Raw genomic sequence first — 16,554 nt, 5'->3', positions numbered from 1 at the left:
GTTTTCATTCTTATTGCTTAGACTTGATCGCTTCCGAAGAAATTGCGGAATGCCTGGAACGTTGTATCTCTGTTCAGCGCAGCAATAGAAGTCGTTAAAGGAATTCCTTTCGGACATGATTGCACGCAGTTTTGAGAGTTTCCGCAGTTTGCAAGTCCTCCGTCACCCATAATCGCTTCAAGACGCTCGGATTTGTTCAATGAGCCTGTTGGATGAGCGTTAAACAAACGAACCTGTGAAAGAGGAGCCGGTCCGATGAAATCAGAATTGCTGTTAACGTTCGGGCATGCCTCAAGGCAAACTCCGCACGTCATGCATTTTGAAAGCTCATATGCCCATTGGCGTTTTTTCTCAGGCATACGCGGGCCAGGTCCAAGGTCGTATGTTCCGTCAATCGGAATCCACGCTTTTACCTTCTTAAGGGAGTCAAACATTCTGCTGCGGTCAACCTGAAGGTCGCGCACAACAGGGAATGTTTTCATCGGCTGAAGGCGGATAGGCTGTTCAAGCTGGTCGACAAGTGCTGTACATGATTGGCGCGGCTTGCCGTTAATAACCATAGAACAGGCTCCGCATACCTCTTCAAGACAGTTCATATCCCAAGTGATCGGCGTTGTTTCTCTTCCCTCAGAATTCACAGGATTCCTTCTGATCTCCATCAGCGCGGAGATCACGTTCATATTCGGACGGTAAGGAATTTCAAATGTTTCATCATAAGGGGCAGCACCGGGCTGATCTTGGCGAGTAATAATAAAACGAACTACTTTCTTTTCACTGTTCATTTCTTATTCCCCCTTTTTCTTCTTCGAGTAGTCGCGTTTGCGCGGTTCGATTAAGCTGACGTCCACTTCTTCGTAGTGGAACTTAGGAGCAGCTGTCAGACCGGCAAACGTAGCCATCGTCGTTTTAAGGAAGTCTTCATCATTGCGTTCAGGGAATTCAGGCTTATAATGCGCTCCGCGGCTTTCATTGCGGTTATAGGCGCCCAATGTCACGACGCGGGACATTTGAAGCATGTTCTGAAGCTGGCGGGTAAACGTAGCACCCTGGTTGCTCCATTTCGCCGTATCATTAATATTGATATTCTGATAGCGTTCAATCAGCTCTTGGATTTTCTCATCGGTTTTCAGAAGCTTGTCGTTGTACCGGACAACCGTTACATTGTCTGTCATCCATTCGCCAAGCTCTTTATGAAGCACGTAGGCGTTTTCCGTTCCGTCAAGGTTCATGATGTTCTGCCATTTTTCTTCTTCCTGCTTCACGTGAGCGTCATATACAGAAGATGAAAGATCTTCTGCAGAAGCATCTAAGCCGCTGATATAGTCAACCGCTTTTGGTCCTGCCACCATTCCGCCGTAGATGGCTGAAAGAAGGGAGTTCGCACCAAGACGGTTTGCGCCGTGCATGGAGTAATCACATTCTCCCGCAGCAAATAAGCCCGGAATATTCGTCATCTGGTTATAGTCAACCCACAGACCGCCCATTGAGTAATGAACAGCAGGGAAGATTTTCATTGGAAGCTTGCGCGGGTCATCACCCATGAATTTTTCATAAATTTCGATGATGCCTCCAAGCTTAATGTCAAGCTCTTTCGGATCTTTATGAGACAGATCCAGATAGACCATGTTCTCGCCATTGATGCCGAGCTTTTGAGAGACGCACACATCGAAGATTTCGCGTGTTGCGATATCACGCGGAACAAGGTTTCCGTATGCAGGATATTTTTCCTCAAGGAAATACCATGGCTTCCCGTCTTTGTACGTCCAGACGCGTCCGCCTTCACCGCGAGCTGATTCACTCATCAGGCGAAGCTTGTCATCTCCCGGAATAGCTGTCGGGTGAATCTGAATGAACTCGCCGTTTGCATAGTGAACACCCTGCTGATAGACGATGGAAGCTGCTGATCCGGTGTTGATGACAGAGTTTGTTGATTTTCCGAAGATGATTCCAGGTCCTCCCGTTGCCATGATGACAGCGTCTGAACGGAATGATTTGATTTCCATGCTTGTTAGATCCTGTCCGGTAATGCCTCGGCACACACCGTCGTCATCGACAACCGCTCCAAGGAATTCCCAGCCCTCGTACTTTGTCACAAGACCTGCCACTTCATAGCGGCGGACCTGCTCATCAAGCGCATAAAGAAGCTGCTGCCCTGTCGTTGCACCGGCAAATGCCGTGCGGTGATGCTGCGTTCCTCCAAAACGGCGGAAGTCAAGAAGCCCTTCAGGCGTACGGTTGAACATGACACCCATGCGGTCAAGCAAGTGAATGATTGACGGAGCCGCTTCGCACATCGCTTTTACAGGAGGCTGGTTGGCAAGGAAATCCCCGCCGTAAACCGTATCATCAAAATGCTCCCACGGAGAATCGCCTTCTCCTTTTGTATTAACAGCGCCGTTGATTCCGCCTTGTGCACAAACGGAATGAGAGCGCTTAACTGGTACTAATGAAAATAAATCTACATGAACGCCGGATTCTGCTGCTTTGATGGTTGCCATCAGGCCTGCCAAACCGCCTCCGACGACAATAATTCTACCTTTACTCATCTGGCCCACTCCCTTTGATTCTAGTACTCATCAAACAAATGCAAAAATAGTGCTTACTCCAACGTAGGACAATGCAAGGAAAAGTGCGATTGTCACGTAAGTGGAGATCAGTTGTGATCTAGGAGTGACTGTAATTCCCCAGCTCACAGCAAATGACCACAGGCCGTTTGCAAAGTGGAAGATTGTTGATACAACACCAACTACGTAGAAAACAATCATGAATGGATTGCTGAAAATAGAGGCCATCATGTCAAAATTCACTTCTGCTCCAAAGGCAGCTGCAATTCTAGTTTCCCAGACGTGCCATGAAACGAAAATAAGCGTAATAACACCCGAGATTCTTTGAAGCATGAACATCCAGTTGCGGAAGTATCCGAACTTGCTGACGTTGTTTTTTGCTGTAAACGCAATGTAAATTCCGTAGATTGCATGGTATAAAAGCGGGAGGAATATAATAAATGTCTCCAGAACAATTCTAAACGGCAAGCTTTCCATAAAATGTGCAGCATTGTTAAATGCTTCTTCTCCTCTTGTTGCAAAGTTATTTACAACAAGATGCTGAATTAAGAAGACGCCAACCGGAATCACTCCAAGCAAGGAATGAAGTCTTCGGTTCAAATACTCTCTGTTTCCAGCCATCTCAACATAACCCCCTAGTAATCTTAAAATCTTTTTTTTAATGTTTCTCCTATTCCCGGCAATCTTTTAAAAAAATAAACATTGTATGATAAAATGTGACAAATTTATTGTACTCCTCACGCGTTACAGCGTCAAGAAAACGTGTTCATAAATTTTAATTTTGTGACAAATCTCGTTTTCAAACAATTTTTATTTTCTTAAAATACTAATCTGGCGCTGGCCGGGCAGATAATTTACTTTTATTGCATGTGCCTCATGCCGCATCTTGATATATAATAAAATCAGAAAGAGGGGAAGAATGTGAAAAAAACGAAAGAACAAATTGACACGGCACAGCTCAGAGATATGCAGGTGCCTGCGTTTGCATATGAACTCCTTAGAGAAGTGCTTATTCCTGACATTCTGGGGAGCGAGTCCGCTTCCATGATGTACTGGGCAGGCAAAAGCCTTGCGCGGAAATATCCGGCAGATTCCATCGACGAGCTGATTGCTTTCTTTTCGCTCGCAGGCTTTGGAAACCTTTCACTTGTACATAAGAAAAAAGACGAAATGGAATTTCAGCTGCAGAGCGAACTGATCCAGACAAGATTTAAAACGATGAAAGAACCGTCGTTCCAGCTTGAAGCAGGTTTTATTGCCCAGCAGGTGCAGCGCATGAACAAGCAGATCACCGAAACCTATGAGCATGTTAAAAAACGCGCGGACAAAGTTCACTTTACTGTGAAATGGGACTACAAAGACATGGAGTTTGAAAACGAATAAAGGACGGGTACTCATGATACCCGTCCTTTTTTCATTTTCATCAAAGCCGTCAGTTGGCGTTAAGTACGCCTGCCGGCTGCTCTGATAATTCAAATGCGTCGTGAAGCGCTTCTACCGCTTTCACCATATCCGCATGGCCGACTACCGTTGAAACTTTTATTTCTGACGTGCTGACCATTTTCACTTCAATCTCTTCCTTTGCAAGAACATGGAACATTTCCGCGGCAACACCCGGGTTTGAGACCATTCCGGACCCCACGATCGACACTTTGGACAGCCCGTTTTCAAATTCGATCCGTTCAAATCCGAGCTCCTCTTTATATGTTTCAAGAACGTGCACGGTCTCTTCGACCTCACCTGTTTTTACGGAGAATGAAAGAGAAGCAATCTGTGCGTCTGATGTACTTTGAATAATAATATCCACATTTATTCCGTGGCTTGCGAGTGTTTTGAAAATGGTGGAAAGAGCCAACAATCCGTTCTGCAGCCCGCAAACCGTCACTTTTGACACCTGATCTTCAAATGCAATGCCTCTTACAATCAAATTCTGTTCCATATCTGTTTCCTCCTCAATAAGCGTGCCCCGTTCGGCTTCTGTGCTGGATCTGACTTCAAGCGGTACTCCGTAATTTTTTGCAAATTCAACTGCACGCGGATGCAGGACACCCGCTCCAAGGTTGGCGAGCTCAAGCATTTCATCATAGGAAATTCCTTCAAGCTTTCTTGCACCTTTTACAAAACGCGGATCGGTTGTGAATACACCCGTCACGTCTGTATAAATATCGCATTTGTCCGCTTTCAGCGCTGCCGCTAATGCAACTGCGGTTGTATCAGAGCCACCGCGTCCAAGAGTCGTAATCTCGCTGCCGTCTGCAAAGCCCTGAAATCCGGCAACAACGACGATTTTCCCTTCAGAAAGCCGTTTTTCCATTTTCTCTGTATCGATTCCGGAAATTCTCGCATTTCCGTGGACGTGCTCTGTGCTGATCCCGGCCTGCCAGCCTGTGTAGGAAACTGCGTCATAGCCTTTCGCCTGCAAAGCCATTGTCAGAAGAGAAATGGTCACTTGCTCGCCTGTAGAAAGAAGCATGTCCATTTCGCGCTTGCTCGGCTTTTGAGTGATTTCAGCGGAAAGTGATACTAAGTGATCGGTTGTTTTCCCCATTGCCGATACAACGACAACTACGCTGTTCCCCTTTTGTCTTTCTTCAGCTGCACGGTTTGCAGCATTCATGATCTTCTCAGGAGAACCAACAGATGTGCCTCCGAATTTTTGTACAATTAAACCCATATCGCCTCTCGCCTTTCAAGTCTTATTTAAAGTCTAATTTGATCGTCAGCAAGTAAAAGGGAGAATCCCGGAAAACGCAAAAAAGCAATGAGATTCTCTATCTCATTGCTTGCATAAACGAATAATGGAACTTCATTCATACAATGAGATAGCGCTCCAAGAAAAACATCATTTTCTTGACAATCCTGCGTCTCTTAAACGCAAAACCAGCAAAGAGAAGAAATGGCTCTTTCTTTGCTTCGGCGGCGCTCCCCTTTCACGCGTCTTCAAAGGAATCCATTTTCCTCTGACGCGCTACTCTTGAAGTCCGCACCTCTACCGTCATTTAACGAACTAAACGATCTGATTTATGAAATTAGTTAAAATTTTAGCAAACCTTACTGCTTAAAGCAAGAACATTTTATGCTTCTTCTTTTTCCTGCAGTTTCTCATAAATTAATTCTGCAGTATTTGAAGGCATGCCTGCAGCGATAATGTCATCTACACTTGCCTCTTTCATTTTTTTCACAGACCCGAAATGTTTCAGCAGGACCTTCCTGCGTTTTTCTCCAACGCCAGGTATGTCATCCAGAATGGATTGAAAGGCGGTCTTTCCCCGAGTTTGCCTGTGGAAAGTAATCGCAAACCTGTGAACCTCATCCTGAATGCGCTGGAGGAGATAAAACTCCTGGCTGTTTCGTTCAAGTTCCACAATTTCAGGCGGACTGCCGACCATGAGGTTGGATGTTCGATGTTTGTCGTCCTTTACAAGGCCTGCTACAGGTATGGTCAAGCCAAGCTCATTTTCAAGCACATCCTGAGCTGCTGCAAGGTGGCCTTTCCCCCCGTCAATAATAATTAAATCAGGAAGCGGAAGTTCTTCTTTCAGGACGCGCGTATAGCGTCTGCGGACAACTTCCCGCATCGATTCATAATCATCAGGGCCTTTAACAGTTTTAATTTTATACTTTCTGTATTCCTTTTTGGCAGGCTTCCCGTCAATGAAAACAATCATGGCCGATACCGGATCTGTTCCCTGAATGTTTGAATTATCAAAGGCTTCAATTCTTGCAGGCGTATAAATGCCCATTTTTTCACCCAGCTGGTCAATCGCTTTTATCGTTCGTTCTTCATCGCGCTCGATCAGCGAGAATTTTTCCTTGAGGGCAATTTTTGCATTTTCATGTGCCAGCAGAACGAGATCCTTTTTCTTCCCCCGCTGAGGCTGTGTCGCCGTAACCTGTAGAAGCTCAGCAGCCATTTCCCCGTCAACGCTGTCCGGAAGCAGAATTTCTTTCGGCAGAATATGATTGCTCTTTGAGTAAAACTGGCCGAGGAAGGTCAAGAATTCTTCCTCAGGTTCCTGATAAAGCGGGAACATGGCTATATCCCTTTCAATCAGCTTGCCCTGCCTTACAAAAAACACTTGAACGCACATCCACCCCTTGTCGAACGAATAGCCGAACACATCACGGTCAACAAAATCATTCATCGTCATCTTTTGCTTTTCCATCGTGGCGTCGATGTGGGCGATCTGGTCCCGGTATTCTTTTGCACGTTCAAAATCAAGATTCTCTGATGCAGCCAGCATTTTCTTTGAGAGTTCCTCTTTAATCTGCTTAAATCCGCCTTTAAGAAAGCGCGTCATTTCGTCCACCATCTGCCTGTTCTGTTCCTGCGTCACATTGTAGACGCAGGGTGCAAGGCATTGTCCCATATGGTAGTAAAGGCATACTCGATCAGGGAGTGTGGAGCATTTTCTTAAAGGATAGAGACGGTCAAGCAGCTTCTTCGTTTCCCTTGCTGCCTGTACGTTCGGGTATGGCCCGAAGTATTTTCCTTTATCCTTCTTAACATTCCGGGTAACGATCAGCCGCGGATGTCTTTCACCGGTGATTTTGATAAACGGATAAATTTTGTCATCCTTCAGCATGATATTGTATTTTGGATCATGCTTTTTTATCAGGTTCAGCTCTAAGATAAGCGCTTCTATATTTGAAGAGGTTACAATGTATTCAAAATCTCTGATTTCACTCACAAGGCGCTGCGTTTTCCCGTCATGTGAGCCTGTAAAATAAGAACGGACACGATTCTTCAGCACTTTTGCTTTTCCGACATATATAACGGTGCCGAAACGGTCCTTCATTAAATAGCAGCCCGGCTGATCCGGCAAAACGGCCAGCTTTTCTTTTATCAATTGCTCCATTGCGGACACTCCATTAATAAGGTTTATTCCAATATTGTACCATTTTCCTGTCTGTGAGTCGTGCGGAGATATGCACGCTTATTTGCAGACGCAGTCAGAGGAGAATTCGTGCATACTTTACATGCAGCGGGGCAATCATTTCCTGAGCAATAATTGACATATTTTTTGATTCGGAGAGGAGCGCTTTCTCCTTTTTGAAAGAGAAACTAAAAACCCAAGCTCGTAAGCCTGGGTTTTTAGTTTGAAAGATCCAGCCGAATGATCTCAGGCAGGTTTTCGATTATGCGTGTTTATTAAGAAGTTCAGCCAAAGCTTCTTTAGGCTGGAAGCCAACCGTTTTGTCTACAACTTCGCCGTTTTTGAATACAAGCAAAGTAGGAATGCTCATAACACCGTATTTGCCTGCTGTTTCCTGGTTTTCATCAACATCAAGCTTAACCACTTTCACTTTATCGCCCATTTCCTGATCAAGTTCTTCAAGAACCGGGGCAATCATTTTACAAGGTCCGCACCATGGAGCCCAAAAGTCAACGAGGACTACGCCTTCGCTAGTTTCTGCTGTGAATGTTTGATCTGTTGCATTTGTAATTGCCATTGTAATTTCCTCCTATAAATCGAGTAATAACTGAAGTATAGCATTAAAGAATTGGGTCTGCGAATTTTTTGCTCACTTATACTTTTCCCCAACTTTCTGATGAAAAACATATCCGGACTGGAGAAAATAAAAACACGACGGGCGAGGTCGTGTTTTTATGGTCTTTTAAGAATGAACTTTAAGCTTTTTGAACTCTTCTGTCAGAAGCGGTATGACTTCAAAAAGGTCACCGACAATACCGTAATCGGCCACTTTAAAGATATTAGCTTCCGGATCTTTGTTGATGGCAACAATGATTTTTGAGTTGGACATACCTGCTAAATGCTGAATGGCTCCGGAGATGCCGCAGGCAATGTACAAGTCAGGAGTGACAACTTTTCCTGTCTGGCCAATCTGCAGGGAATAATCGCAGTAATCCGCATCACATGCACCGCGGGAAGCGCCAACCGCTCCGCCAAGAACATCCGCAAGCTCTTTAAGAGGATTAAAGCCGTCTGTGCTTTTCACTCCGCGTCCGCCTGCAACAATCACTTTTGCTTCTGAGAGATCAACGCCTTCAGTTGCTTTGCGCACCACTTCTTTTACAACTGTGCGAAGATCCTTGATATCAGCTGAGACTGAAGAGACTTCGCCGCTTCTTGATTCATCCTTCTCAAGAGGAGCAATGTTATTTGGACGGATTGTAGCAAAAATTGTTCCGTCTGTCACAATTTTCTTTTCGAACGCTTTTCCTGAGTAGATCGGTCGTGTGAACACGGCATTTCCGCCTGTCACTTCTAAATCCGTTGCATCAGAGATCAGGCCAGAACCGATTTTCGCAGCGATTTTGGGCGATAAATCTTTTCCAAGAGCTGTATGGCCAAAAATCAGGCCTTCAGGTTTTTCCTGTTCAATTACAGCCAGAAGAGCCTGTGAATAACCGTCAGGCGTATATGTTGTCAGCTTTGCGTCTTCTACCGTAATTACGCGGTCTGCACCGTAGTAGATCATTTCCTGTGCAAGTGAAGCAACGCTTTCCCCTAAAAGAACAGCTGTTACTTCCCCGCCTTCTGAAATCGTTTTGCCTGCAGCAATTGCTTCAAATGAAACATTGCGGAGTGATTGATCACGTACTTCTCCGAGTACCAGTACTTTTCGTGCCATTATAAGTCCCCCTGTTATACGTTTGATAGAAAGTAATTCCGTGCTGGTCCAGATTGTCAGATGACTTTCGCTTCGTTGCGAAGAAGTGATACCAGTTCTTTTACCTGGGCATCAAGCTCGCCCTGAAGTACTTTTCCTGCTTCTTTCTTTGGCGGCATGTAAATTTCGATTGTTTTCGTTTTAGGTTCAACGTCATCTTCCTCTAGATCCAGATCATCCAGTTCCAGCTCTTCAAGCGGCTTTTTCTTTGCTTTCATGATTCCAGGCAAAGAAGGGTAGCGCGGCTCGTTCAGTCCCTGCTGTGCTGTCACTAGCAAAGGAAGAGCTGTTTCGATTACTTCTGAATCACCTTCTACATCGCGGACAACGGTAGCCTGATTTCCATTGATTTCAAGCTTTGTAATTGTCGTAACATAAGGAATATCAAGGAGTTCTGCTAGACGAGGACCTACCTGGCCTGAACCGCCGTCAATCGCAACGTTTCCGCCGAGAATCAAATCTGCTTCCTTGTCTTTGAAATATTCAGCAAGGATTTTTGACGTTGTAAACTGATCTCCGTCTTCAAGATCATCTTCCGTATTAATAAGAACAGCCTTGTCACACCCCATGGCAAGAGCTGTGCGCAATTCCTTCTCAGCCTCTTCGCCGCCGATTGTCACAACTGTTACTTCTCCGCTGTTTGCATCGCGGATCTGAATCGCTTCTTCAATCGCATATTCATCGTAAGGATTAATAATGAACTCGGCGCCGTCTTCATTGATTTTGCCGTTTTGAAGCGTTATTTTTTCTTCCGTATCAAACGTTTTTTTCATGATTACATAAATATTCATGTCCATCCCCCTATTTACGTTAAGCATTTAAATTGTATAGAAAAAACGTATGTAACGTTTAATCAGTGACGTTTATTCGCCCTTGAACTGCGGCTGTCTTTTCTCAAGAAAAGCACTTATGCCTTCTTTGGCGTCCGCACTTTCAAAAACGGTGCCGAAATATCCGGCTTCCTTCTTTACTCTTTCATGGTAAGGAAGAGTTTTAGAAGCGTTGATCAGATCAATGGCTGCCGCAACGGCTATCGGACTTTTCGCTGCAAATTTCTTTGCAAGCTTCATTGTCTCTTCAGCGAGAGAGTCTTCAGGGAAAGCATGGTTTGCAAGTCCAAATGACACCGCTTCCGTTCCTGAGATCGGTTCGCTCGTCAGCAGCATTTCAAGCGCTTTCGCTTCTCCTACATATTTAGGCAGGCGCTGCGACCCTGCAAATCCCGGAATCAGGCCGAGCTGCAGTTCAGGAAGTCCAAGCTTGGCGTTTTCAGTGACAAGCCTTACGTGGCAGCTCATTGCGAGTTCGAGACCGCCGCCGAGGGCAGCTCCATGAATGGAAGCGATGACCGGCTTTGGAAAAGTCTCAATTCGTTCAAAAAGCTCTTGGCCGTTTGCGGCAAGCCCTGAAAATTCTTCGCCGTTTTTCACTGCCGTAAATTCCTTAATGTCAGCTCCTGCCGAGAAGAAACGTCCTTCTCCGTGAATGACAATAACTCGTACTTCTTTGTTTGATTCAAATCCATCCATCAGTGATGAAAGCTCTTTCAAAACATAGGACGATAATGCGTTTGCGGGAGGTTGGTGTATGGTTACGTCCGCAACATAATCTTCTACTTTGACTTTTAAATAACTCACAGCGCAGGCCTCCTTTTGTGCATGTTGGCGCAGAGGGTGACGCTACACCCTGCCGCAGCCGTTGATTAAGAGTTTGTGAACATTTCCTGCAAGTGCAGGGAGGTCAAACTTCAGGTCGTTCATGACCCAGGTTGTGACTGTTTCGTCAATTGTTCCGAAAATCATCTGCCTTGCAAGTCTTGCATCGAGATCCTCGCTGAATTCAGAGGTATCTTTGCCAGTCTGAATAATGGAGTCAAGGATATTCAGGTAGCCTTTGAGTATCTCGTTGATTCTCAGGCGAAGCTCCTTATTGGACTGCCTGAGTTCAAGCTGGGTCACAACAGCCAGGTGATGGTCTTCTGCCAATAGAGAAAAATGCTTTTCTATCAACATATATAATTTCTCCGCAGCCGTGTCTTTTCCTGCTATTTCTTGTTGAATTTTTTCGATGAACACGCCCATCTTTTCCTGAAAGAGGGAGATAAGGATATCTTCTTTGTTTTTAAAATACAGATAGATTGTGCCATCAGCTACTCCAGCCTGCTTGGCAATCTTTGATACCTGTGCATGATGGTAGCCGTTTTCGGCAATCACGATGACAGCTGCATCAATGATCTGGAGGTATTTTGGTCGTTTTTGCTTCAATGTTCATTCTTCCTTTCAAATAATGAATGAATCATCATTCATATTTTCATCATAAAATGACAAAGCTCTTCTGTCAAGAAAAAGATGCAACCCGCAAAAGCTTATAGAAGTGTTTCTCCATCATAGCGTGAAAAGACCCCCGCAGCAACTCGGGGGGCCGTTTCAAGTCATTCTTGCTTGTTGCAATGTACCCGTTCCCTTTCGCTCCAGGTTTACTGCGGGGAGTGACTGGAGCCTTCCGCTGCAGTACACTGGAATCTTAATGCTTAATAAGTAATGATGAATCAATTCGCATTTTTCAGCTTTTCTTTTTCCTCTTCAACAAGAGAGCGCCTCAAAATCTTTCCGACAGCTGTTTTTGGCAGCTCCTGACGGAATTCATAGATCCTTGGAATTTTATACGCTGCCATATGTTTGCGGGCAAATTCGTCAAATTCCTGCTCGGTTGCCTCTTCTCCCTCTTTCAGGACGATGTAGGCTTTGACCGTCTCCCCTCTGTACGGGTCAGGTATGCCTGCGACGACCACTTCCTGCACTTTTTCATGTTCGTAAAGCACTTCTTCAATTTCGCGCGGATAGATATTAAATCCACCGGCAATAATCATATCTTTCTTTCTGTCGACAATATAAAAATAGCCTTCCTCATCCATATAGCCGATATCACCTGTAAGCAGCCAGCCATCCTTGATCACAGCAGCCGTCTCTTCAGGTTTTTTCCAATATCCCTTCATGATCTGAGGACCTCTGACAGCAATTTCTCCGAGCTCGTTAAATGCGGCCGGTTTTCCAGTTTCAAATGAGAGGATCACAGAATCTGTACTTGGCCACGGCACTCCGATGCTTCCTTTTTTTCGGTGCGACCAGAGGAAGTTGGAATGTGTAACGGGAGATGCTTCTGAAAGACCGTATCCCTCTACAAGTTTCCCTCCGGTTTCCCGTTCAAATTGCTCCTGAACCTCAACCGGAAGCGGAGCGGATCCGCTTATGCAGGACTCAACGGAAGAAAGGTCATAATTTTTAAGATCGGGATGATTCAACAGGGCGATATAAATAGTCGGAGCGCCCGGAAACAGGGTTGGCTTCAGCTTGTCGATTGCTTTCAGCGTATCCGTCGCATCAAACTTCGGCAGCAGAATCATCTTATATCCCTGCATGATGGACAGGTTCATGACAGCAGTCATTCCGTAAACGTGAAAAAATGGCAGGATGCCAAGAACAGATTCTTCGCCGCGCCTGCACTGATACATCCAGGATGTGCACATGGACGTATTGGCCACCAGATTTTCGTGCGTCAGCATAACACCTTTTGGAAAACCTGTTGTGCCGCCAGTGTACTGAAGAAGAGCCACGTCCTCTTTTGCATTCACTTCAAATGCATCTACTTCTGTATTCTCTCTTTTCATAATTTCTTTAAATTGGTGTGTATGTCCGCCATGCTCAATTTTGACGACAATCTGGTTCTGTTTTTTCTGCACGAGCGGATAGAGCAGATTTTTAGGAAATGGAAGATAATCTTTGATGCTTGTTGCGATGATGTGTTCAAGCCCTGTTAACGCTTTCATTTTTGAGACCCTTGGATAGAGAAGGTCGAGCGTAATGATATATTTGGCGTCAGAGTCATTCAGCTGATATTCAAGCTCTCTTTCCATATACAGCGGATTTGTCTGAACAACAATTCCTCCGGCAAAAAGGACGCCGTAGTAGGCAATGACTGCCTGAGGGCAGTTCGGGAGCATAATTGAAACGCGCTCATCTTTTTTCAGTCCCAGCTCCTGAAGGTAGGCTGCAAGTTTCAAAGACTGTTCGCGGACTTCCCTGAACGTAAGCTCCTTTCCTAAGAAGTGAATGGCGGTTTTTGCCGGAAATTCATCTGCTGCTTTTGTAAGATAGGCTTGTAGAGGCAGGTTGTCAAATTCTGTGTAGTGGGGTATTTCGTCAGGATATAGATGAAGCCATGGTTTTTGCACTTCCATTTTCATTCCTCCCTTTGCTGCCATTATGACTTTTGGCTTATATAGAAAGTATACCAAAGATATATTCAGAATATAGAATATTTTTTATTAATTTAACTATATGAAAAAAACCCGGATTCATGTTATGAAATCCGGGTTCTCTTCTGGGACAGGTTTTTGGGCGCGCTTTTGTCTGCAGCCGCTGAAGTCCGCTAAAATAATCGCTTACAGCCAATTTCACAAACCAAATTTAAGCAAAAAAGACCAGAAAGATAATTCCAACTGCGATGAAAAGGCCGCATACGGCAAGAAGTACTTTTGCTAATGTTTCCACTGTTTTCTCCCCTTATATCCCTGCGCCGATCACGTAGGACAATCCGATGGAAATGACCATTGAGATAAAGCCCACAGCACGGTTGTCCTTTTGGATTTCATCATCGATTCTGAATTTCGGCGTTAAAAATTCATAGATAAAATACCCAAGAAGCAGCAGGACGAATCCAAACATCCCCCAGCCGATCATTTCAAACAGCGAATCATGCTGCCCGATGGAAAAGCGGAAGACGTTTGCTATTCCGAAGATTTTTCCTCCTGTTGTCATCGCAACCGCCAGATTCCCTTTTTGAATTTCATCCCAGTTGTTGTACTTTGTCACAATTTCAAATATCGCCAAAAAGACAACAATGCATAAGATGACCACGCTGTAATACGCAGCTGTTTGAACGAATTCATTCTCCCAAAATTGATTCATCGAAGATCTCCTAATGTCTATTTTAATTCAACAATCGTTACACCCGTTCCGCCTTCTCCTGCTTCTCCGTAGCGCGCGCTTTTCACGTTCCTGTGTTTTTTCAGGTATTCCTGTACTCCGGTGCGAAGGGCTCCGGTACCTTTTCCGTGGATAATGGAAATCCGCGGGTAGCCTGCAAGAACAGCATCATCCATATACTTCTCCACCCTCATGAGGGCATTTTCATAGCGCTCTCCCCTTAGGTCAAGTTCAAGTGATACGTGATAATCCTTACCCTTAACCACAGCAAGCGGCTTTGTTTCAACCGGTTTTGGCCTGCTGATGTACTGAAGGTCCTTTTCATTCACTTTCATTTTCAGGATACCGATCTGAACCTGCCATTCGCCCTCTCCTACTTTGGAGAGAAGATGGCCTTTTTGATTAAAGCTGATGACCTTGACTTCGTCGCCTTCTTCAAACCGGTGTTTCTGAGGGGCGGTTTTCACAGGTTTTTTGCTCTTTTCAAATTCCGGAACAGCTTCCTCCAGGCGTTTTTTTGCATCGATCAGCTCATGCTCTTTAATGCCCGTACGATGTTCTTTCTGCATTCTTCTCAGCTCGCGGATAATCGATTCTGCTTCCGCTTGTGCAGCTTCCACTTTTTCAGCTGCTTTTTTTTCTGCTTTTTCAAACAGTTTATCACGTTCTTCATTAAATTCGAGTATTTGTTTTTGCAGTTCAGCATGCAGATCCTCTGCATCTTTTCTCAGCTGCTCTGCCTCTGTAAGCTCAAAGTCCGAACGTTTTTTGCTCTCTTCAAGCGAGGCAATCATAGAATCAACTTCATTGCTGTCTTCGCTCATATGGGATTTCGCCCGCTCAATCACTGAATTCATGAGTCCGAGGCGCTTTGAGATTTCAAATGCGTTGCTTCGTCCCGGCACACCAATCAGCAGCTTGTACGTCGGGCTCAGTGTTTCCACATTAAACTCGACACTTGCGTTCACGACGCCTTCGCGGTTGTATCCATAAGCTTTCAGCTCAGGATAATGGGTCGTTGCGATGACCCTTGCCCCCCTGTGATGAACTTCATCCAGGATGGAAATCGCAAGTGCTGCGCCTTCCTGCGGATCTGTTCCTGCACCAAGCTCATCAAACAGCACGAGACTTTCAGAATCAACCCGTTTTAAAATATCCACAATGTTGACCATGTGGGAAGAAAACGTACTCAAGCTCTGTTCAATCGACTGCTCGTCCCCGATATCGGCATACACATTTTCAAAAACAGCCATCTCTGAACCGTCAAGCGCAGGAATCTGAAGCCCTGACTGAGCCATCAGCGTAAACAGGCCGACGGTTTTAAGCGTGACGGTTTTTCCCCCTGTGTTTGGTCCTGTAATAACAATCGTGGAAAAGTCTGTCCCGAGCTCAATGTCGTTTGGGACTACTTCGTCAGGATTTAAAAGAGGATGGCGCGCTTTGAACAATTTGATTCTTCCGCTGCCGTTCATTTCCGGCTTGGATGCTTTGATTTTTTGGGCATAGCCAGCTTTTGTAAACATAAAGTCCATTTCGCTTAAAGCTTCAACATTGACAAGAAGCGCTTCAGATTCTTCCGCGACTTTAAGAGAAAGATCTGTTAAGATCCGGTCAATTTCTATTTTTTCTTTCATCCGCGCCTGCTGAAGCGTATTGTTCAAATCAACAATAACCTGAGGCTCAATGAAAAGCGTAGCTCCTGATGATGACTGGTCATGGACAATCCCGCCGTAAGCGGAGCGGTATTCCTGCTTGACCGGAATAACATACCGTTCGTTCCGAATTGTAATGATTGCATCAGAAAGCATCTTTTGGGCAGATGACGACCTGATCATCGATTCAAGTTTCTCTCTTATCCGGGATTCAGTTGTTCTAAGGGACGTTCGGATCGACCGCAGTGTGTCGCTTGCACCGTCAAGCACCTCTCCGTTATCTCCAATGCAGTGCGAAATTTCCTGCTCGAGTTCCTGCAAAGGTTCAATTTGGGCAGCAAACCCGTCAAGATGAGGCAGTTCAATTCCGCTTTCAATCATATCCTCAATAAACCGCTTCATCTGTTTGCCGGCATAGAGGGTACCCGAAATCTCTGTCAGTTCATGAGGATTCAGCATGCCGCCGATTTGAGCGCGCTTAATGCTGCTGCGGATATCGGTCAGCCCGCCGAGCGGAACATTGCCTTTAAGTCTCAGCACTTTAGCTGCTTCATCGGTTTGTTCCTGCCATGTTTTCACTTCTTCTACATTTGTTGAAGGAACCAGCTTTTCTGCTTTTTCTTTCGCCAAAGATGACGACGCATGCTTCACAAGCTGTTCCTTCACTTTATGAAATTCCAATACGTTCAACACTCGCTGCTGCACGTTATACAGCCT

Annotated in this window: 14 protein-coding genes and 1 riboswitch; of the genes, 1 reads left to right on the top strand and 13 read right to left on the bottom strand. The window is 45.2% G+C overall.

Features of this window, described 5'->3' with window-relative positions; translation table 11 throughout:
- Positions 1-17: 17 nt before the first annotated feature.
- The 3 genes from sdhB to RKD52_RS06150 are packed head-to-tail and all read right to left on the bottom strand — an operon-like array spanning position 18 to position 3,185.
- Positions 18-782 carry a succinate dehydrogenase iron-sulfur subunit gene (gene sdhB / locus RKD52_RS06160; RefSeq protein WP_369734681.1) on the bottom strand — a complete coding sequence of 255 codons (765 nt, stop codon included), beginning with the start codon at positions 780-782 and terminating at the stop codon, positions 18-20.
- Between the two features lie 3 nt (positions 783-785).
- A complete protein-coding gene (gene sdhA / locus RKD52_RS06155; protein ID WP_454099059.1) occupies positions 786-2,546 on the bottom strand; it encodes a succinate dehydrogenase flavoprotein subunit in 1,761 nt (586 codons plus the stop codon).
- Between the two features lie 30 nt (positions 2,547-2,576).
- A complete protein-coding gene (locus tag RKD52_RS06150; RefSeq protein WP_029279245.1) occupies positions 2,577-3,185 on the bottom strand; it encodes a succinate dehydrogenase cytochrome b558 subunit in 609 nt (202 codons plus the stop codon).
- 345 nt (positions 3,186-3,530) lie between these two features.
- Between RKD52_RS06150 and RKD52_RS06145 the strand changes: the two genes are divergently transcribed.
- Positions 3,531-3,947 (top strand): YslB family protein, encoded by a 417-nt coding sequence (locus RKD52_RS06145; protein ID WP_454101152.1) that lies wholly within the window; start codon positions 3,531-3,533, stop codon positions 3,945-3,947.
- Between the two features lie 49 nt (positions 3,948-3,996).
- On the opposite strand, the gene RKD52_RS06140 is transcribed toward RKD52_RS06145, so the two are convergent.
- The 10 genes from RKD52_RS06140 to RKD52_RS06095 all read right to left on the bottom strand — a co-directional run bounded on the left by RKD52_RS06140 (position 3,997) and on the right by RKD52_RS06095 (position 16,542).
- Positions 3,997-5,238, bottom strand: coding sequence for an aspartate kinase (locus tag RKD52_RS06140; protein WP_454099058.1), 1,242 nt, complete (start codon positions 5,236-5,238; stop codon positions 3,997-3,999).
- Positions 5,239-5,379: 141 nt separating this feature from the next.
- Positions 5,380-5,564: riboswitch (Lysine riboswitch) on the bottom strand.
- A gap of 74 nt (positions 5,565-5,638) precedes the next feature.
- Complete coding sequence (gene uvrC / locus RKD52_RS06135; RefSeq protein ID WP_454099057.1) at positions 5,639-7,423, bottom strand: excinuclease ABC subunit UvrC; 1,785 nt, start codon at positions 7,421-7,423, stop codon at positions 5,639-5,641.
- Positions 7,424-7,703: 280 nt separating this feature from the next.
- Positions 7,704-8,018, bottom strand: coding sequence for a thioredoxin (trxA, locus tag RKD52_RS06130; protein WP_029279237.1), 315 nt, complete (start codon positions 8,016-8,018; stop codon positions 7,704-7,706).
- A gap of 165 nt (positions 8,019-8,183) precedes the next feature.
- Positions 8,184-9,161 carry an electron transfer flavoprotein subunit alpha/FixB family protein gene (locus tag RKD52_RS06125; RefSeq protein WP_454099056.1) on the bottom strand — a complete coding sequence of 326 codons (978 nt, stop codon included), beginning with the start codon at positions 9,159-9,161 and terminating at the stop codon, positions 8,184-8,186.
- Positions 9,162-9,217: 56 nt separating this feature from the next.
- Positions 9,218-9,991, bottom strand: coding sequence for an electron transfer flavoprotein subunit beta/FixA family protein (locus tag RKD52_RS06120; RefSeq protein WP_426866525.1), 774 nt, complete (start codon positions 9,989-9,991; stop codon positions 9,218-9,220).
- A 72-nt stretch (positions 9,992-10,063) separates the two neighbouring features.
- On the bottom strand, positions 10,064-10,837 hold the full coding sequence (locus RKD52_RS06115; protein WP_454099055.1) for an enoyl-CoA hydratase: 774 nt from the start codon (positions 10,835-10,837) through the stop codon (positions 10,064-10,066).
- A gap of 42 nt (positions 10,838-10,879) precedes the next feature.
- Complete coding sequence (locus RKD52_RS06110) at positions 10,880-11,464, bottom strand: TetR/AcrR family transcriptional regulator (RefSeq protein WP_029279229.1); 585 nt, start codon at positions 11,462-11,464, stop codon at positions 10,880-10,882.
- A 284-nt stretch (positions 11,465-11,748) separates the two neighbouring features.
- A complete protein-coding gene (locus tag RKD52_RS06105; RefSeq protein ID WP_454099054.1) occupies positions 11,749-13,437 on the bottom strand; it encodes an AMP-binding protein in 1,689 nt (562 codons plus the stop codon).
- A gap of 325 nt (positions 13,438-13,762) precedes the next feature.
- The gene (locus tag RKD52_RS06100) at positions 13,763-14,167 is read right to left on the bottom strand and encodes a DUF350 domain-containing protein (RefSeq protein WP_029279225.1); all 405 of its coding nucleotides are present in this window, start codon (positions 14,165-14,167) and stop codon (positions 13,763-13,765) included.
- Between the two features lie 17 nt (positions 14,168-14,184).
- Positions 14,185-16,542: an endonuclease MutS2 gene (locus RKD52_RS06095; protein ID WP_454099053.1), complete on the bottom strand. Its 2,358-nt coding sequence runs from the start codon at positions 16,540-16,542 to the stop codon at positions 14,185-14,187.
- Positions 16,543-16,554 lie beyond the last annotated feature (12 nt).

Source organism: Metabacillus sp. SLBN-84 (assembly GCF_053629595.1).
This window is presented reverse-complemented; position numbering and strand designations above follow the sequence as displayed.